General features: G+C 44.9%; 16 protein-coding genes. 5 read left to right on the top strand and 11 right to left on the bottom strand.

Annotation, left to right across the window (positions count from 1 at the left end; genetic code table 11):
- Positions 1-59: 59 nt before the first annotated feature.
- Both BW947_RS05430 and BW947_RS05425 read left to right on the top strand, forming a co-directional pair.
- Positions 60-944: a DsbA family protein gene (locus tag BW947_RS05430; RefSeq protein WP_076497507.1), complete on the top strand. Its 885-nt coding sequence runs from the start codon at positions 60-62 to the stop codon at positions 942-944.
- Between the two features lie 25 nt (positions 945-969).
- Positions 970-1,494 (top strand): protein disulfide oxidoreductase, encoded by a 525-nt coding sequence (locus BW947_RS05425; RefSeq protein ID WP_076497506.1) that lies wholly within the window; start codon positions 970-972, stop codon positions 1,492-1,494.
- Between the two features lie 85 nt (positions 1,495-1,579).
- Here BW947_RS05425 and cyoE read toward each other — a convergent pair whose 3' ends face one another.
- Genes cyoE through cyoA form a run of 5 tightly spaced genes read right to left on the bottom strand, consistent with a single transcriptional unit; the run spans position 1,580 to position 6,529 of the window.
- Entirely contained in the window at positions 1,580-2,512 is a 933-nt protein-coding gene (cyoE, locus tag BW947_RS05420; RefSeq protein ID WP_076497305.1) for a heme o synthase, read from the bottom strand.
- Between the two features lie 13 nt (positions 2,513-2,525).
- Positions 2,526-2,855 (bottom strand): cytochrome o ubiquinol oxidase subunit IV, encoded by a 330-nt coding sequence (gene cyoD, locus BW947_RS05415; protein ID WP_076497304.1) that lies wholly within the window; start codon positions 2,853-2,855, stop codon positions 2,526-2,528.
- Complete coding sequence (cyoC, locus tag BW947_RS05410) at positions 2,855-3,475, bottom strand: cytochrome o ubiquinol oxidase subunit III (protein WP_076497303.1); 621 nt, start codon at positions 3,473-3,475, stop codon at positions 2,855-2,857. Before cyoC ends, cyoD begins: the two co-directional genes overlap by 1 nt.
- A 1-nt stretch (position 3,476) precedes the next feature.
- Positions 3,477-5,456, bottom strand: coding sequence for a cytochrome o ubiquinol oxidase subunit I (gene cyoB, locus BW947_RS05405; protein WP_076497302.1), 1,980 nt, complete (start codon positions 5,454-5,456; stop codon positions 3,477-3,479).
- Between the two features lie 2 nt (positions 5,457-5,458).
- Positions 5,459-6,529, bottom strand: a complete 1,071-nt coding sequence (cyoA, locus tag BW947_RS05400; RefSeq protein ID WP_076497301.1) for a ubiquinol oxidase subunit II — start codon at positions 6,527-6,529, stop codon at positions 5,459-5,461.
- A gap of 1,267 nt (positions 6,530-7,796) precedes the next feature.
- On the opposite strand from cyoA, the gene BW947_RS05390 reads away from it, so the two are divergent.
- Positions 7,797-11,342, top strand: coding sequence for an EAL domain-containing protein (locus BW947_RS05390; RefSeq protein WP_425272272.1), 3,546 nt, complete (start codon positions 7,797-7,799; stop codon positions 11,340-11,342).
- Between the two features lie 119 nt (positions 11,343-11,461).
- On the opposite strand, the gene BW947_RS05385 is transcribed toward BW947_RS05390, so the two are convergent.
- From BW947_RS05385 to BW947_RS05370, 4 genes are all read right to left on the bottom strand, one after another.
- Complete coding sequence (locus BW947_RS05385) at positions 11,462-12,988, bottom strand: DUF3300 domain-containing protein (protein WP_076497298.1); 1,527 nt, start codon at positions 12,986-12,988, stop codon at positions 11,462-11,464.
- A 148-nt stretch (positions 12,989-13,136) separates the two neighbouring features.
- On the bottom strand, positions 13,137-14,501 hold the full coding sequence (locus tag BW947_RS05380; protein ID WP_076497297.1) for an ATP-binding protein: 1,365 nt from the start codon (positions 14,499-14,501) through the stop codon (positions 13,137-13,139).
- Positions 14,494-15,189, bottom strand: coding sequence for a response regulator transcription factor (locus BW947_RS05375; protein ID WP_076497296.1), 696 nt, complete (start codon positions 15,187-15,189; stop codon positions 14,494-14,496). The genes BW947_RS05380 and BW947_RS05375 overlap by 8 nt, the downstream gene beginning before the upstream one ends.
- Positions 15,190-15,191: 2 nt before the next feature.
- On the bottom strand, positions 15,192-15,494 hold the full coding sequence (locus BW947_RS05370) for a PepSY domain-containing protein (protein WP_076497295.1): 303 nt from the start codon (positions 15,492-15,494) through the stop codon (positions 15,192-15,194).
- A 363-nt stretch (positions 15,495-15,857) separates the two neighbouring features.
- Between BW947_RS05370 and BW947_RS05365 the strand changes: the two genes are divergently transcribed.
- A complete protein-coding gene (locus BW947_RS05365) occupies positions 15,858-16,811 on the top strand; it encodes a choice-of-anchor H family protein (protein WP_076497294.1) in 954 nt (317 codons plus the stop codon).
- 80 nt (positions 16,812-16,891) lie between these two features.
- Positions 16,892-17,365 carry a peroxiredoxin gene (locus BW947_RS05360; protein WP_076497293.1) on the top strand — a complete coding sequence of 158 codons (474 nt, stop codon included), beginning with the start codon at positions 16,892-16,894 and terminating at the stop codon, positions 17,363-17,365.
- A gap of 127 nt (positions 17,366-17,492) precedes the next feature.
- On the opposite strand, the gene envZ is transcribed toward BW947_RS05360, so the two are convergent.
- Both envZ and ompR read right to left on the bottom strand, forming a co-directional pair.
- Entirely contained in the window at positions 17,493-18,809 is a 1,317-nt protein-coding gene (gene envZ / locus BW947_RS05355) for a two-component system sensor histidine kinase EnvZ (RefSeq protein ID WP_076497292.1), read from the bottom strand.
- A gap of 39 nt (positions 18,810-18,848) precedes the next feature.
- Positions 18,849-19,574 carry an osmolarity response regulator transcription factor OmpR gene (gene ompR, locus BW947_RS05350; protein ID WP_076497291.1) on the bottom strand — a complete coding sequence of 242 codons (726 nt, stop codon included), beginning with the start codon at positions 19,572-19,574 and terminating at the stop codon, positions 18,849-18,851.
- Positions 19,575-19,862: the final 288 nt, after the last annotated feature.

Genomic DNA, 19,862 nt, shown 5'->3' with positions numbered 1-19,862 from the left:
AGAGATAGTTAACGACTGGAACGACGCGAGCTCTGGTCCATGACATTGGAAAACCTATGATGAAATCAACGATTCACGTCAAAAATGTAGTTCAAGCTGATAAATTAACGCACGAAAATGGAGTCACAAACATGTCGAAATTAAGCACGATTTTTAAACACCGTAAGCTGCAAATGTTTGCGGTATCGAGTGTAGCAATGGCGATGTTCGTCATGTCATTACCCTCAATCAGCACTTTTGCCCATGCAGATGCTAGCAGCCTAACCGTTGCACAGCAGCAAGAAGTGCGCGCCATTATTAAGGATGCTTTGATCAATGATCCTGAGTTATTGAAAGAAGCCATTATTGCGTTGCAATCACGAGAGCAACAGGGCGCTGATGCCGCGATGCAGACGAGCTTAGTGACGAATCATGAGGCCATGTATGAAACGAAAAGCGATCCATGTAAAGGTGCGGCAACCCCCGAGATCACTATGGTGTATTTCACCGATTTTAATTGCCCCTATTGTAAAAAAATCGAACCCGCATTGAACCAATTGATTGAAGAATTCCCGCAGTTAAAAGTTATTATCAAAATGGTGCCACTGCAGGGTGAGGCGTCAAAGCTAGCTGTCGACTTTGCTCAAACCGTATGGTTAAACGAGCCTGAAAAGTATCTCAAAGTGAAGGACATGTTGATGTCGAGCCCGCGTGGACTGGATGCTGCCGCTATTACCAAAGTCGCTAAACTGACAAAAACGGAGCGTTGGGCTGGTAATACAGACCCACGAGTAGCTCAAATGGTAGATGATAATGTTAATTTAATGAATGAGTTAGGCATAGGCGGCACGCCAAGTATGATAATTGCCGATACGGTTATTCCTGGCTTAGTTCCCTATGAGGTTCTAAAAGAGCAACTAGAAGCCGCGATAGCAGCCCAAGATAAGACTCAGAAGAGTAGTTAAGATGAAGCCAAAGCAAACCGAACAGATGAGCGCCGCACAGGTTTCGGTCTCATTGCCTAAGCGCATATGGGATTTTGCCAAACAGTTGCTGTTGTGGCTGATCATTGCCCTTGTGGTGACGAGTGTGATGGACCTTTGGCGTGGTAAAGACATCCCGCGGGATAATTTACCTCCACTACGAGGTATAACCTTAGCGGGCGCCGAAGTCGATATTACCACTCTTAGCCAAGACCAAGCGGTACTGGTGTATTTTTGGGGGACATGGTGCCCAGTGTGTAATTTTGTCAGTCCGGCGGTTAATCAACTGTCTGAACATTATCCCGTGGTAACAGTAGCGATGGGATCGGGTGAAGACGAAAAGCTAAAGAAATACCTTCAGCATCAAGGCTATGATTTTGAAACGATTAACGATAGCGATAATACTATTGCTCGTGATTGGTCATTACAGGCGACGCCAACGATAATGGTCTTTAAAGCGGGAGAACTCCAATACTACACTACAGGCTTTACTAGCTTGCCAGGCATGTGGTGGCGAATGTTGTTTGCTTAAAATGCACTTTTTATCGGTGCTAAATTAATCAATAAAAAAGCGCTAACCTAAGTTAGCGCTTTTTTTAGCAGAATAAACTGAGTCTTTACTGAGTTAACGTCAATAATGGTGTTTGGCTGACCACTTGAAAATCTAGCGCCATAGTCACACTGAGCGCTGTAATAGTGATGATTGAAAAACCAAACACTTGGCGAGCCCAGCGGTGCATATCAATACCGTGACGATAACCTTTTAATGCCATAGCAAGCCACCACAGGCTAGTCGCGCAGGTGACCGCCATAAAGGCGATACCAGTATAACCCGCCAGTGGTAGCAGTGCGCTGACCAAAGCGAACACCGCAATATAAAGTACGATATGCAGTTTTGCCTTAGTCATGCCTTCGGCAACCGGTAATACCGGAATATTTGCAGCTGCATAGTCATTAAAGCGGAAAATAGCGATGGCATAAGAGTGTGGCATTTGCCATAAACTGAACATTAGCAGCAAAATAACTGCGCCCATGTCCATTTGCCCTGTCACGCTGCAATAGCCAACTACGGGCGGTACAGCACCCGAAAAGCTGCCAACCAAAGTGCCATATACTGAGTTACGTTTCATGTAGAGGCTATAAACGCCCACATAAACAAGATAACCAATAACGGCAAATAGCAGGGCTAATGCATTGGTAAATATCGCTAAAATACCAAAGCCAATAACGCCTAATATCACACCGAAAATAAACACATTCACCAGTGCAATTTCACCAGTGACGGTCACGCGTTTACAGGTGCGTTGCATTTTGGCGTCGATATCGCGATCAATACAGTTGTTGATAGCGCAGCCAGATGCCACGACCAAAGACAATCCCACTAAGCTTGCTAGCATCAAGACTAGATTTACATCGCCTTTGGCGGCCAATAAAAAACCGCCAGCAACGGAAATCAAATTCCCGAAAATGATGCCAGGTTTAGTAACCTGTACATACCCTTTGAAGCGTGCTTTCCATTGCGGTGACATAAATCTGTCTTGTATATTCATCTGCGGCCTCTCATTACATCATCAAAGTGTTAGCTTCGAGGATGATCCACACCGACAAGCCTACTACCATGACAATAATCAAGGCGGTAAACAGGAAGGAGAAGGTATTAATTTTTCCTTCCTTGGAGAAGTCTAAGTGCAAGAAGTACTTAAGATGTACCACTATCTGCACTATTGCCATCACGAGCACTAAGCTCAATGTGGTCGATTTCTCGAAGTGGTGGGTCATTACCGCCCAAAATGGAATAGCGGTTAATATCACCGACAGTACAAAACCCATTAAATAAGATTTAATGCTTGCGGCCAGATCGTCTGTCTTATGGCTATCAAGATGTGCGCTCATTACAGTGCTCCCAATAAATACACGACAGTGAATACACAAATCCACACGATATCGAGGAAATGCCAGAACAAACTTAGGCAACTCAAGCGGGTGATGCTGCGAGGACCTAAACCGGTTTTCGCCACTTCAACCATCATGATGACCATCCAAATTAAACCCGCAGTTACATGCAAACCGTGCATGCCGACAAGGGCGAAAAAGGATGATAGGAAAGCACTGCGCTGTGGGCCATTACCGTGTTCAATCAGGTGATGGAATTCATACACTTCCATTCCGATAAACACACAACCAAGTGCAAAGGTGATAACTAACCAAGCTAGTGTCGCGGCTTTGTTATGGCGTTTAGCAAAAATCAGCGCTAGCCCGTAGGTAATACTACTGACTAACAGAGCAGCAGTTTCGATCAACACAAAATCGAGTTCGAAAATGTCTTTACCTGAAACGCCACCATCGGTGTTCATGTAGAGCACCGCATAGGTTGCGAAAACCGAGGCAAACAAAATGCAGTCGGTCATTAAGTAAAGCCAGAAACCAAATAGAGTGTTGCCACTGGTATCGTGGTGTTCATGGTGCTCGTCACTGTGAGCAACATTTAAATCTGCTGGGATTGTAATACTCATATCAGCCCCTTACTACATGGTTTAAGTGAGCATCTTCAATGCGAGCCACTTCATCGGGTTGAACGTAATAGTCGACGTCATTGTTATAAGCACGGAAGAGGAACACGATGAACGCGCCTACTAAGCCCACAATGGCTAACCACAAGATGTGCCAAATCGCAGCAAAGCCCACAGCCGTAATGCCCAGAGCCATTAAGATACCGCTTGGGGTATTTTTAGGCATATGGATAGCTTGGTAATGCTTTGGACGTTGATACGCGGTGCCTTTTTCTTTGGCATCGGTAAAGGCATCAATATCAGCAACCTGTGGCAGCGTAGCGAAATTATAAAATTGTGGTGGTGATGCGGTTGACCATTCTAGAGTGTGGCCATTCCATGGATCGCCCGTAGTATCACGGTTTTGGTCGCGATCACGAATACTCACATACAGTTGTACGAACTGTAGAATAATACCCACTAAAATAATGGCAGCGCCCACAGCGGCTAAGTAAATCCAAATGTTCCATGCTGGGTTATCAATGTGGTTGATACGGCGTGTCATACCCATAAAGCCCAGTACGTACAACGGCATAAATGCCACATAGAAACCAATTTGCCAGCACCAGAATGACGCTTTACCTAAACGTTCATTTAAGTGGAAACCTGTCGCTTTAGGGAACCAGAAGGCAAAACCAGCTAAGTAACCAAATACTGCACCACCAATAATCGTGTTATGGAAATGCGCGATTAAGAACAAGCTGTTGTGCAAGACATAATCGGCACCCGGTAAGGCCAATAGCACTCCAGTCATCCCGCCTATGGTAAAGGTCACCATAAAACCTAGCGTCCACAATACGGGTACCGTGATACGCAAACGGCCACGGTAGATAGTGAACAACCAGTTAAATAGTTTTACCCCTGTCGGCACAGCAATAACCATAGTCATCACCCCGAAAAAGGCGTTAACGTTGGCGCTTGAGCCCATGGTAAAGAAGTGGTGTAGCCAAACAATAAAACCAAGTACAGAAATAACCCCACTTGCCCACACCATTGAGGTGTAACCAAAGAGTCGTTTTGACGTAAAGGTTGAAATGACTTCCGAAAATATACCAAATGCAGGCAGAACCAAAATGTAAACTTCAGGATGTCCCCACGCCCAAAATAGGTTGATATACATCATGGCGTTACCGCCACCTTCATTGGTGAAAAAGTGGAAATCCATGTAACGGTCAAGAGTCAGTAAGCCGAGTACCGCGGTCAAAATAGGGAACGAAGCAACAATGAGTATGTTTGCCCAAGTACAAGTCCAAGTGAAAATTGGCATTTGCATTAGCTTCATGCCTGGAGCGCGCATTTTGAGTACCGTGGCGATAAAGTTCACCCCAGTTAAGGTCGTCCCTATACCCGATATTTGCAGTGCCCAAATATAATAATCGACCCCAACTCCCGGACTATAAGCTAGCTCAGAGAGTGGTGGATAAGCAACCCAACCGGTTTTAGCAAATTCGCCTAATCCTAATGAAATATTGATCAGCACAGCACCCGAAGCGGTAAGCCAGAAACTGAGATTATTCAAGAAAGGGAAGGCAACGTCGCGGGCACCAATTTGTAGCGGTACCACTAAGTTCATTAGACCGATCATAAATGGCATAGCCATAAAGATAATCATAATCACGCCGTGGGCAGTGAAGATTTGGTCGTAATGTTCAGGCGGCAGATAACCAGCGGCGCCGTTGGTTGCGAGTGCTTGCTGGGTACGCATCATAATGGCATCTGAGAAGCCACGGATAAGCATCACCATCGCAAGTATGATGTACATGATACCAAGGCGTTTATGGTCAACTGAAGTTAACCAGTCGTTCCAAAGTACGCTCCATTTCTTATATTTAGTGATCAAGGCTGCGATGAACAGGCCTGCGATCGCGACGACCGCGAGGGTCACCATGATGATTGGCTCGTGATACGGGATCGCATCTAAGCTTAATTTACCTAAAAATGACATGATTACTCCGCCTCCACTTTTTGGGTGGATGAGTGCTCTAATGATAAAGGTTCAGTAGATGAATCCTTTGTTAATGACGGTGCAGAATGTGTTGAGCTATCCATGTCGGCCATGTTCTGTGTATTTTCCATCGCGTGCTCGCCAGCCATATGCGCCATATCGTGCTCAGTGCCCGTATGTTCCATACCTGCGTGCATGTCCATTCCTTCGTGACCTTTCATGTCTTGATGTGAGTCCATGTGCATGTATTGCATCACGATTTGGTCAAACATCCCTTTGCTCACTGAACCAAAGTATTCCACAGGGTTGTATTCGCTTGGTTTAGCCAGAGCTGCATAAGATACTGAGTCTAATCTGTGCTTCTGTTGTTTTAATTTCGCAATCCACGCATCGAAGTCGGCAGGTGTTTGAGTGGCAATCGCTTTAAACTTCATGCCTGCAAAACCTGCACCGCTGTAGTTCGCTGAAATACCATCGAAGGTACCTGGCTCGTTGGCGATCAAATGCAATTTAGTGGTCATGCCCGCCATAGAGTAAATCTGGCTGCCTAGCTGTGGGATGAAGAAGGAGTTCATTGCAGTGTCTGAGGTGATCTTAAAGTTCACCGGAACATTAGCTGGGAATGCTAGTTCGTTAACGGATGCAACACCTTGTTCTGGATAGATGAATAACCATTTCCAGTCCATTGAAACGACTTCAACCGTAATAGGTTTAGCCTCGTGGACGAGTGGTTTATAGGGGTCAAGATCATGGGTTGAACGCCAAGTGATCACGCCGAGTATAATCACAATCACAATAGGTACTATCCACACCACGGTTTCAATTGCCGTTGAATGTGCCCATTTAGGCGCATAAATCTCTTGGTCGCGACTGTCGCGGTATTTCCATGCGAAGTACAAGGTCATGAAAATAACAGGAATAACCACAATTAACATGAGTAGGGTGGCGACGACGATCAGGTGCTTTTCATCGATACCGATTTGACCCTTAGGGTCCAATACTCCGCCGTCACAACCCGCAAGCATGAGCACTAATGCTGCGGATGCTGCTTTACTTAATTTTCGAATTAACAAAGGACGATTCCTCTAACCCTAAGGTTTACAACTCTGCCAAAAAAGCACTGGCAGTTGCATTCAGTGGTGTTATCTACAAGAAGATCCGGAAAAACCAGAGGCAAAATACAGTAATGTTTTGCCGCCTCGAGCAATGTGAGGGTCTACTTTTAGCACTAAATGCTTAATTTTATTTTATAAACAAAGGATTAAAATGGTGGGGCGCGACAACCGTGGGCTGTTTGTTCGAGGTATTTTAGCCTTGGAGGAGCTAAAAAAAGTGAAGCGTTAGTTAGATCTATATTATTGATAGATTTGCAGTTGCTATCGATCAAATACCATAACTGCTGAATAATAAGCGGATTAAGTAATAATAAGCTGAGCAGGCTAGCACCAACAAAATCGGTCAAAAAGCCGTCGTTTAGACAAATTAGTCCACTGACATCGATGCTGCTACCCATCAACATGCATAAAACCTCAGCGACAGGCAGCACAAACAATAACCCGAATAATAGGGTTAAGTTTGTCACGCTAAAATGAGAGAACCTAATTATCAGGCTCAATCTTTCAGCAATGAATTGGCTTATAGCTAATTTCAATGAGTGGGTCCGGCTGAACAGGAAAGGGGGAGTTAGTTGGCTGAGCAAAAAATATTCAGCATGCAACTTTTTTGTGCGACAGAGGATACCAATAAGCGGCTATTGAATGAAAGCGGTTCTCCTGCCTAAACTGGCTTAAACATTAAAAAAACCCTAATAAAAACATAGTTAATCATATAAAATAACTAATTTAACCATTATTTAACTGACCTATGTCTCATAAACTAAAGATGTGTGATGATGGTGGTACATCTATTTTGGCTAAAGTTGACTTGCTGCGCGCCTTGCTTGTTAGGTGATCACGCTGCTTTAAGTGTCAGTTGAATAGTCATAACGTTGCGAGTCGATCTCAAATATCGATCCTCGAGTATCAATCATAGTGTTACTTGGGCTTTGTCTGCCAATAGTGAGTGTGTTTAACGTAAGCATGTGCGGTGAAAAAACATACAGAGGCATGCCATGAAATTTAAATCACTTTGCTTATGTACATTAGGCTATGTGACTATATTACTTTGTGATCATTTCAACGTTAATATGAGGTTGAGATTAAACCTGTCAGTAGTGCATGATGCTCTACTCTATTAAATATCACTAATGTGAAGGGACCAACTATAAAGTCATTTATCCCATACATTACGGTAAATTTTTTCATTGCCGTCGCTTATTTAGTGGTTGGGAAGCTAGGCTTGATGATTGCTTTGCCGCCTGGATATTCGGCTGCCATTTGGCCTGCTGCAGGCATTGGCATTGCTGCTTGCCTCCTTTGGAAACCCTATGCACCTTGGATTGGCATATTCATAGGGTCAATGTTGATTAATTCTCATCTGGGTGGATACCTACATTGGAGCTGGTTGGCATTATCTATCTCAATGGGCTCGTGTATACAGGCAGTGCTCTCTGCCCATGTTCTTAGGCGCATAGATCCTTTATTCACTTTAGATAATCCTCGTGTTGTCCTTAAATCTAGCTTGAGCGTAGCGTTAACGTGTTCAATAGCGGCGATTATTGGTAACAGTTCATTGCTTTTCAGTGGTGCGATTGAGCGCTCAGATATGTGGGGCAATTTAGTTTACTGGTGGACGGGAGACCTGTTGGGTGCAGTGATTTTTATTCCGTTAACCATGCTGCTGTTTGATAAACGGGCTATTTGGCGCTCACGCCGCCTGCAAACTGGAATGTCTTTATTGGTCGGTTTTTTATTGTGCGTCGGAGTTTATTACTATGCACAGCTGAATCAGCGTCACGAGTTACAGGATAAGTTTCAGATCCAATCTAATGCGGTTATTAATAATGTTCAAAGCTTACAAACCGCGAGCCTTCAGCAAGTTATTGCATTAGCTAGTTTATTTGATAATAGCGAGCAAGTGTCTTTAAATGAGTTTACCCAGTTTGGTAAACGCAACATGGCGCCAAAGGATGAATTTAGAGTCTGGTCTTGGCTACCGTTAGTTACTGCGTCCGAGCAGAAAAATTTTGAGGCATTAACGAGTGCGGCCATTGGCAGAGCTTACAAAGTGAGCCGTCCAGAAGGTTGGCAAGCTAATAGCGATGGATGGTTAGTGCCAACCATGTATGTTCAGCCTCTGGCGGGTAATGAGGCCGCATTAGGAGTTGACCTTAATAGTGAGCCAATACGCGCCGCTGCTATTGCTAAAGCGCGCTTAACCTTAGCTCCAGTGATGACGGCCAAAGTTCAATTAATGCAAGAACCCGACGGTCCGGGTGGTGCGTTAATCCTTGTGCCTACATTGGATAAATTAGGCGAGGTTTCGGGTTTTTGCTCTGCTGTCATCGACTTTAAAAAAGTCATTAACGATGTCGAAATAATAAAGGGAATTGAGTGGAAACTGACCGATGTGAGTGACGGTGGTGCGTTGCTTTATCGTAGCACTCCAATGCTTTTCCCTGAGTTTACTGGGTCGCTGTTCAGTGATAGAACTGGGCAATATTTTCAAGCCGACCTCATGCTCGCTGATCGCCATTGGCATATCGTGATTTATCAATCTTATGCAGCATTGATGGGTGATGATTTTAGCTTACCGATACTGATGTTATTACTCGCTTTTATTGCCTGTGCTGTGGTGGGCGGTATGACACTGGTTTCGTCTGGTGAACGTCAGCGTATTGCAGATACCGTGACCGAAAAAACGATGGCATTATCCAAAGAGATTGCCCGCAGTCAGGCATTTCAAAGCACTCTGGTTGAAAGTGAACAAAGGTATCGTAGCCTGTTTGATAAGGCTCCCGCTGGGCATGCTCTCAAGCGTGTCGACGATGGTCAATTTGTGGCAATAAACCAAGCTTTTAGTGATATCACTGGCTACACCCTTGCTGAGTTAAATCAGCTCGAGCCTTGGGAGTTGACGCCGCTGCGCTATCAATTAAGTGAAAACGAGCAACTAACACGCTTAAAGCAGACTGATCGTTATGGCCCTTACCAGAAACACTATCGCCACAAAAATGGTCAACTGATTGCCGTACGTTTGAATGGCACTTTAGTGACTGCGGCAAATGGTGAGCAACAAATTCTCTTTATTGTGGAGGATATTACCGAGCAAGAGCACACCGCCGCACGATTACATCTGCTGGCACAGGTATTTCAGCAAAGCGGTGAAGGCATTAGCATCACAGATGCCAACGATATTATCGTCGACGTAAACACTTCTTTTACTCAAATTACCGGTTACACACGTGAGGAGATTATCGGTAAAAATTGTCGTGATTTAGAGGCACAACGCACTGATAAAACGATTGATGCCCAAGTACGTGTCGCCCTTGAACAAACGGGTTTTTGGCAGGGCGAGGTGTGGGATAGGCATAAACAAGGTTATGATTTTCCTAAATGGTTAATGATATCAGTGGTGCGGGATGAATCGGGTGCAGTCAGCCACTATATTGGCTGCTTTACCGATATCAGTGCGCGAAAAATCACTGAGGAACAGATCCATTTTCTAGCTCATCATGATTCGTTAACCCTGTTGCCTAATCGACTCAGTTTGCAGCTGCGCCTCGAAGAAGTGTTTCGAGAAGCATTAATATCGCAGAGCCAAATAGCGGTGATGTTTATCGACATGGATCATTTTAAGAGTATTAATGACACCTTAGGTCACCATATGGGCGATCAGTTGTTATTAGAGGTTGCTCGACGTTTAAAAAGTACCGTAGGTGAGCACGATATTGTGGCACGTTTTGGTGGTGATGAGTTTGTGGTGGTGTTGTCTGACACACATCATGATGAAGTCGCTAATTTAGCTGAAGCGTTACGTTGTGGTTTGAGCCAAACCTATATTATTGATAATCAGGCACTACATTCATCACCGAGTATTGGGATAAGCTCGTTTCCTGCCGATGGTGATAGTGTTGAAGCCTTAATGAAAAATGCCGATATGGCCATGTACCGTGCTAAAGCAGCTGGCCGCAACAACTATCAATTTTTTACAGCAGCAATGAATACCTCTGTCACTGAGCGCCAACATATTGAAACTGGGTTGAGGCAAGCATTAGCGAATAATGAATTGCTACTGCATTATCAGCCGCAAATGGATATTCATAGCAGCCAAGTAGTGAGTGTTGAAGCGCTGATACGTTGGCAGCATCCAGAGCTTGGTTTAGTCGCTCCAGACCGTTTTATCCCCATCGCCGAAGAAATTGATATGATTATTCCTATTGGACAATGGGTGTTAGAAACGGCTATGGCGCAGCTTGCGGATTGGCGTGCGGCAGGCGCCACTGAATTGCGAATGGCAGTCAATTTATCAGCACATCAATTACGAAAAGACACTATTGTCAGTGATATCACCAATGTATTGCTGAAACATAATCTGGGTAAAGGGGCGTTGGAGCTCGAAATTACTGAGAGTGTGGCAATGCAACATCCTGAGCAAAATGCGCGCTTATTAGCTGAACTACGTCAGTATGGTATTGAGCTTGCTATCGATGATTTTGGTACTGGTTATTCGTCATTATCCTATTTGAAGCTTTTACCCCTAGACAGGCTGAAACTTGATCGCTCTTTTGTGAAGGATATTGAGCACGATCCTAACGATGCGGCCATCAGTGCGGCCACGATTTCTATGTCCCATGAGCTTGGCTTGACGGTCGTCGCTGAAGGCGTTGAGAACGAGGTACAACTGGTATTATTGTCGGGTATGGGTTGTGATTTAGCGCAAGGGTTTTATTTCTCTAAACCCTTAGTCGCAGAGGAGTGTTTCCGTTTTATTCAGCGCTATTTATAAAGTCTATTAATGTTTGCCACTATAAAGTAGCGCACCCATAGTGTTGATATTTAACCGCTCAACTAAATAAAAAAACGCCATAGATGGCGTTCTTCGTTTGCTGCTAGTAATCGTAAAACCTATTCTCTGTGACGTCGCTCTTGGCTTTGAGCTGTTCGACCTTGATTATGATCTACCGAGCGAGTCGCTTGCATATTTTGGCGTGGCTCACTTTGTTTTACTCTCATTTCTTCACGTTGCTTTGGCGCTGACTGTTTTACCTGTTCAATGCGCGGTTGCTGAATGCGCTGTTGCTCATTACGTTGCTGTGGTTGACTGCGTTGTGGTTCTGCACGTCTTACCTCAGGACGCTGAGTTTCAACTCTGGGCGTCACAGTTCGTAAGTTCTCTTGTTTCTGTGGCTGCGCCCTTTGCGGAACAACATTACGTGGTTGCGATTCCCGAGTTTGATATTGCCTTTGCTGCGGCTCTTTTACAGGTATCGGCTTTGACTGTGCAGGTCTTGATTGGGCCTCATTACGATCCTTATGAGTGGGCGTTTGCACCATAGGCGCAGAGCGGCGTTCCTTTAACTCTGCCTGCGTTTTTTGGTAACTCGGTGTACGTTTATCGTGCTCACGACCATCATAGTTATGCTGTTTATCTTTATAGTCACGGCTCTTGTCATGTTGATTTTGGCGTTCATTAGATTTTGAATATTGGCTGTTGTAGTGCTTGTTACTGCCATTAGAGTGCGAATCACGACCACGATACTTGTTATCGTTGTAATAGCGTTGCTTGACTATGGGGTTGTGATAATTCACGCCACGGCGATGCTCTGGCTTATGCTGCCAAGGCTGCGCGCCATGGCTAACACTGTATCTTTCCCGTGGACGATAGCGGTGCGAATGACGATAGTCGAGTACGACCACTTTGTGGCTATGCCAGTGAAAAGAGCTAAAGAAGTAGTTGAAGGAGATGTGGATCCCCGGTGACCAGTAGAAATGGTTATGACGTGGGCGATAGGGATAACCCGCATAGCCGCTAAATTCCCAATATACCGGTGGATAGGCTGCGCCCCAGCGCCATGAGCCAAACACGACACGGGGATCATAGTAGGGCACGTAGACTATTTCGCGCTTAGCTGGTTCGATGATGATTTGATTATTGGCACGGGTGATGGCCATGTTATCCATATTAGCTAAGCTGCTAGCCTTATCAGCCTGTTGCCTTAAGGATTGAATGCCGTTCATCACTTGGCCTTCATCTTCTAAGAAGGCTTCACCTAATCCTTGAGTCCAGTTGAGATCATCCGCCATCCGTTGTAGCAGCGTAGGGAAAGCCAATAGTGCTTTTACACTTGGGTCCCAGTCTTGAGTGTCAGCCTGCGACATGATCTGGTCGACCGATAAGTTAGGGCGCTGCGTTAACCAACGTTGTGCCTGCACGATTTCCAGAGGATAAGTCGAAGCGATTAAGATGTGGGTTAATAGGCTATCGGGATACAGGGCAATGGGTGCCAGCATTTGTTCAAGTTCAGCTTGGCTGGATGTTGCGCTCGAGCCTTGGCTCATTGATACACCGGCCGCCTGTGCGATAGTCGTCAAAGGCAAGGTGACTAACGCTGCCGTTAGCACTAGCCAATTCCATCGTGATGTTCTGTTCATTATTCGCTCCAATAACCCTATTCGAGGATGTTATAGGCATGATAGGCGTTTGAATATGAACATAAGCTGAAAGTGTCTTACGGTATAGGATTTATATTTAATGATAAATTGAATGAGATAGTGAGTTCATCATATTGAAATTAAATGATTAAACTGAGTAAACAAAGCTGATGCTAAATTTGGCACCACCTAGCGTTGTTGAACGGGAGACGGTAATTCTACCGTTATAGCTATCGACTAAATCACGCACTATAGCAAGCCCAATCCCATTACCTTGCAGATAAGAGTCTGCACGGATACCGCGTTCAAAGATTTGCGTTTGTAGCGCTTCACTGATCCCTGGGCCATCATCTTCGATGCAAATCAGTAGCTGATAGGCATCACCGGTTATCGTTAACTTGACGGTGGATTTTGCCGCTTTACAGGCGTTGTCGAGCAGGTTGCCCACAATCTCGGTTAAATCAGCCTCATCCCCCTTAAACACAGCTTGCGCTGCAACCTCGCTACTAAGGTTTATTTGTGGTTCTCGATAGATTTTAGTCAATGTACGCAACAGTTTAGCTGCGACTTCATTTGTGCTAATCCCTAAATGCCACGAAGCGGCAGCAGCAGTTTGGGCGCGTTTCAGCTGGTGGCCAATAATTCGGCTGATTAACGACACTTGCTCACTGGAAGCTGCACTTAAATCGGCTTGGCTCTTAATGACTGCTAACGGGGTTTTGAGGCTGTGGGCAAGATCGGCTAAGGCATTTCGATAGCGTGAACGCTGGGTTTGTTCGGTATTAAGTAAAATATTGAGTTGCCGTGCCACAGCTTGTAATTCAGTGGGATATTGGCTGCTGAGCTGCATCGATTTACCTTGCTCAACATGATGTAGTTCTTGAGTAAAGCGCGCCAGCGGTCGCAGTGTCCACCATAACCAACTGAGTTGAAACACTAACATAACTAACATCAAAATTAGCAGCCAAGTCCAAAGCTGTTGATTAAATTTATCAATTTGTTGCTGGAACGCGATCTCATCTTTAATGATGTGGATGGTTACTGGCACGTTTTGATTTTGGCTGGCAAAACTCACGCTAAAGCTATAAATCAAATGAGGTTTATCGGCGAGTATGATTTGCTCAAATGCGCTTTGACCTGTCACAGGAATGGTAAAATGGGGTGGTGGCGTAATGCCCATAAAAGATTGCGAGTGCCACACAATGGTTTGTTTGCCACTGGTATCTTCAGTGGTGGCAATGGCATAAAGCCCTGATTGAACGAGGTTAAAACGATTCTCTAGCACTAACTCTGGGATGGAAATTTGTTGATTGTCTACCTCTGTAACCGCGAGAATCGAATAAACATAGGCGCTAAGTTCATTTTGAGTTGCACTTTTAACTTGCTCGGTAAAAGCATCGTTTAAGGCAATGCCAATCAAGGGTAATAACACTAAGATGAACAATAGCGCGCTGGCGACTAAGCGCGCTTTAAGAGAATTTAAAACTTGCCACGCCATAGCGCGTTTACTCATTGCCGCTTTGCTCAGGTGCTAAGATTTTTAGGCGATAACCTTGGCCGCGTAGGGTTTCAATCAGATTGTATTGATTATCGGGATCGAGTTTTTTGCGTAAACGGCGGATAAAAACCTCAATCACGTTGGAATCTAAGTCAAAGTCTTGATCGTAAATATGCTCAGTCAGTACCGTTTTAGATTTTACTTCGCCTTGATGCAGCATAAAAAATTCGAATAACTTGTATTCTGAACTGCTAAGACTCACCAATTCTTCGCCTTTGCGTATTTCTAAACTGCTGGTATTAAGGCTAAAGGGGTCGTTGTAAATCAAAGGGCTGGATTTACCTGCGGAGCGACGAATTAATGCTTTTAAGCGGGCGATGAGTTCTTGGGGATGAAAAGGTTTGGTGAGGTAATCGTCGGCGCCGGCGTCAAGTCCTTCAACCTTATCTTGCCAACTGTCTCTGGCGGTTAAAATTAAAATTGGGAAACCACGCTTCTGCTCGCGCACCTGTCGGATCAGGGCTATACCATCAAGCTTAGGTAAACCTACATCGATAATGGCCGCATCATAGTTGACTTCGAGTGCTTGAAATAGACCTTCTTCGCCATCGCTGGCAATATCGACACTATAATGAGCCTCGAGTAAATGCTGTTTTAAGTTAGTTTGTAATTCTAAATCGTCTTCCACTAATAACAAACGCATCGTTACTTCCTCGATACTCGGCCCGTTGCGGCGTCTACTGAGACTGAAAATACTTGGCCATCATTATTGAGAATTTTAACGCGATAACCTGCACCACTAGATTGTACGCTCAGTACTTTTCCTTGAAATTGGCGCTGCGCTATTGCCACCGCTTGATCCGGATTATTGACCACCAGACGGCGCTGCTCGTTCTTTGCCTCTTGATTGCGGGACTGATTGCGATCATCACGTCTATCATTGCCAGCCGTGCTTCCAAAAGAGGCAAATAAGCAAGCGATTAGGGCCAATGTCAAACCAAATTTCATATCGGGTATCCGCAATGTTTGGCGATCTTGAGTTAATGGGTGAAGTGGATAAGTTATCGAGTTGACTAAGAATACCTCATCACCTTAACAAACATATAGAGATCAGCCAATTGGTTAGCAACATTCCTTAAAAATAACTCAAATAGTTTGTTCAACTACCTTAGTTACAATTATTTTACCGTGGTAACTGCAATGAAACGGCAGTCACTCGCTCTATTTTTAAGCGTATCTAGTGTTGTCTAATGTAGATGAATTGGCGCTGAACGAATCAATTAAGTCATAAACTTGGATGTTCAGCTTATGTTCACCTTCATTGCACTTTAATAGCTCCAATTTGAACGGATTATCCATGGGGTATTCAAGATGAACAAACACAATAACCTAGGTATGGCAGCCATAATGAATACCTTCTTAGTGAAAGGCGTAGTCATTGGCACGCTATTAATGCTCCCTTCCGTGGTGAGTGCTGAGCCTCGATACTTAGAATCGTCGCAAAACTTATCACCATTTGCAGCTGCCAGTGTAGGTATTGCCAAAAATGCCGAACAAAGCAGTGAGCAAGCCGCCGAACAGGAGCAGCAAGCACTCACTTTGTTACAGCACGCCGCCCCCGCTAAAAATATTACTGAAGCGGCGGCAACAGTGGTTAAATCCTTAGCGCCAGCTTTGTCGACAAAAGCACCCGCAGTAAAACGAGTAGAGCTGATGGGCACTGCGCCAATGACGCGTGAGCAAGTGACGGCTAAGCATGCGAGCCAAGGGATACCCAGTTCGAGCGCTGCCAGTGACAACGTCAATCGTGCACCTGTGTACCATAGTTTTTCAATTTATGATGCCAGCAGCCGTTTGTTCGAAGACTTTGACTATGATGGTTTTTATCAAACCTTTAGCGTGACTTTTGACGTTGATGTTAATGGCTATTATCTTAATGAAAGAGCGGACTTATTTGCTGAGCTTTATTTGAGTCGTAATGGTGGCCCTTGGGTGCATTACTACACCACAGAGGTGTTTACTATTTATGGTGACTCGCAACAGGATGATTATGAAGTACTGACCACGCTTTATACGGGTTATGCAACGGATTACTATGATGTGTTAATTGATGTATATGAAGTGGGTTACAGCGATGTAGTGGCGACGATTAGCGCCGATGAAATTGATAGTTTATATGCACTGCCACTCGAAAGCAGCGATAGAGATACAGATCGTGGGCCCGATGTGATCATCGTGGAAGAAAGCGGTGGTAGCTTATCGGTATTGGGTCTGTTATTCCTCAGTTTATGCGCGGGGCTACGCTTAAATCGAACTCGAGCATAATTACCCTTATTTCTCTCTGTGTTTATCTGCGTTAAATAGGGCTAGTATGGATAGGTTAATTTAACTAAAGGGAGAAAGACATGATTGCTCAAGGTCAAAAATTACCCGCTGTAACCCTAAACCAACTGACTAAAGATGGCATGGTAACTCACCAAGTTTCTGAATTATTCGCTGGTAAAAAAGTAGTATTGTTTGCAGTGCCTGGCGCTTTTACGCCGACGTGTTCTGAAGCGCATTTACCTGGATATGTCGTGCTTGCTGACGAGTTTAAAGCTAAAGGCGTGGATTTAATTGCCTGTGTGGCTGTGAATGATGCCTTCGTCATGAAAGCATGGGGCGAAGCACAAAATGCCTCTGAATTAATGATGCTCGCCGATGGCGATGCCAGTTTTACTAAAGCATTAGGCTTAGAAATGGATACCGCTGGTTTTGGCGGCATACGCTCACAACGTTATTCGATGATTATCGAAGATGGTGTAGTGACACTGCTGAATGTTGAAGCGCCAAATGCGTTTGAAGCCAGTAAAGCCGAAGTGGTTTTGGCTGCGCTGTAATCTCTAATCAGGCGTGACGATCAATTGGGAGCTTAGGCTCCCAATTTTTTATCTGTGTATTAACCGATTAAGCGGCCAACAATGGCGGCATGCCGTATGATTATTGATTTATCGACAATAAATAAATCTATTCTAGTGGTAGCCACACTTGCGCTTTTAACCCACCTTCAACACGATTTGATAAGATGATTTGCCCTTGGTGGCGGTCAATAATACGTTTGATGATAGCGAGACCGAGGCCTGAGCCAACGCTACCACGGGCGCTATCCCCTTGAGTAAAAGGTTGAAAAAGTTTACTAACCTGTGACTCATCAATACCGGGGCCGTTATCTTCGACGCAAAAGCCAATTCGTTTACCATCAAATAGTGAGCTGATACGGATCCAACCTGAACCATAGCGAAAGGCATTTTCGACTAAGTTACTCAGTACCCGCTTAATGGCAATCGTTTGGAACAGTGCTTCAGGGCAATCAGTGAGAACAAGGTCAATTTCACCGGCACGATTGGCTTCTGCTTGAGCGATATCTTGGATCAGTTTATTGATTTGCCCTAACTCACGGCTGGTGTCTTGATCTTGGCGTATGTAGGCAATAAATTGGCTAATGATGGCGTCCATATCCTCAATATCGTTCACTATGCCATCTTTAAGATATTGATCTTCATCTACCATCATCTCAGAGGCGAGACGAATACGGGTCAGTGGTGTACGCAAATCATGGGAAATCCCCGCCATTAATAACGCTCTGTCTTGTTCAAGTTGCTTCATACTGTGCGCCATCTGATTGAAAGCATTGGTTACTTCAACAATTTCACTCGAACCTTTCAGCGGCAATGGCTCGGGGAACTCACCACGGGAGACCGAGATAGCCGCTTTTTGTAGTCGTCTAAGTGGACGATTTTGCTGGCGTGCAAACCACCAACCGCCCGCGACGCTTAGCGCACCAATCACCAGTAAATAAAGAGTGAGCGGCGAAAGATCTGATACATTCTGGCCGATAAGTGGCACTTTTATCCAGATTGAAGGTGCTTGCGGTGGGCGGATCCAAATTTGTAGTACTTTGCCGTGGGTAACGCGTACCTCGGCATCGCCACCCAGATATTCAGACATCTGTGATGACCAAAAACCATAATAAGTCGCTTGATCAATGCCAGCTTCACGTGCTTGCTGTTGATTATAAATCTTCATGCCGTCGTCACGTACTTTGGCATTAAGGGCATCGACTATAGTTAAGTGTTCGCGGCCAATATCGATACCGTCGACAAACAGCAGTTTGACTTGGCGAGCGATAAGTTGATTGATTTGCTGGTAGCTAGGCTTGAGTACATAGACCGCCACTGTGATGTAAGACACCAACTGATTAATCAAAAGTAAGCAACCAATCAGCATTACGGTTTGACTAAACGCGCTTCGAGGTAAAAAACGCCACCAAAATTTCGTTTTCATGGCGGGTTTAATCACGACACATTGAGTGGAAAATACGGCTCATCGACGGGCGGCGCCATCGGGCACAAACACATAACCCAATCCCCAAACCGTTTGAATATAGCGAGGGTTGGCGGGATCTTTTTCAATTAAGCGACGTAGACGCGATACCTGCACGTCGATAGAACGCTCTAATGCTGAATAATCACGGCCGCGGGCAAGGTTCATCAGTTTATCCCGTGATAACGGTTCGCGCGGATGAGTAACGAGCACTTTTAGTACAGCAAATTCGCCGCTGGTGAGTGCGATAGATTCATCACCGTGGTACATCTCGCGGGTAGCTAAATCTAAGGAAAATTCACCAAAGTTGATTTGTGCCTCTTGCTGCGCGGGGGCACCGGGCACATCTTGGGTTTGGCGACGCATCACCGCTTTAATTCGCGCGAGTAATTCCCGTGGGTTAAACGGTTTTGGTAAATAATCATCGGCGCCGAGTTCTAGACCAATAATTCGGTCAACTTCATCGCCTTTGGCTGTCAGCATCACGATAGGGATCCGGTTTTCTTGCTGGCGCAGACGACGGCAAATAGACAAGCCATCTTCACCGGGTAACATCAGGTCGAGTACCAGTAGATGAAAGTTTTCACGTTCTAATAAACGATCCATCTGCTCGGCATTAGCTGCGCTGCGCACCTGATAACCTTGCTCCATCAGGTAACGCTCGAGTAATGCTCGTAGGCGCATATCGTCATCGACAACGAGAATTTTCGAGGTTTCTTGTCCCATGGAATGTCCCTTAATTGCGCAGTTTGGTGTTTATTCTACTGCTGAGAAGTAGTTAAGATTAACCAACTGACTGAAATTGAAAATGAATCGGCTTAATATAGCCGCATTCCGCACAGGCGACTAGCTCACCTTAGGGCTTAGGCGTAATAAATACTGATATTTATTGGCTAATATTAATGCTAAGCAAATGAAATTGCGTGGAAATACTCGTGATTTCTCACGCTAGAGGTGAAATTGTAACTAAATTGAAATTAGAGATTTTTGGTACATTTATACCGTGTTGCCATA

This window comes from Shewanella morhuae (assembly GCF_900156405.1).
GTDB classification, from domain to species: domain Bacteria; phylum Pseudomonadota; class Gammaproteobacteria; order Enterobacterales; family Shewanellaceae; genus Shewanella; species Shewanella morhuae.
Note: the sequence above shows the minus strand (reverse complement) of the source record. Positions and strands in the feature narration are given on the sequence as shown.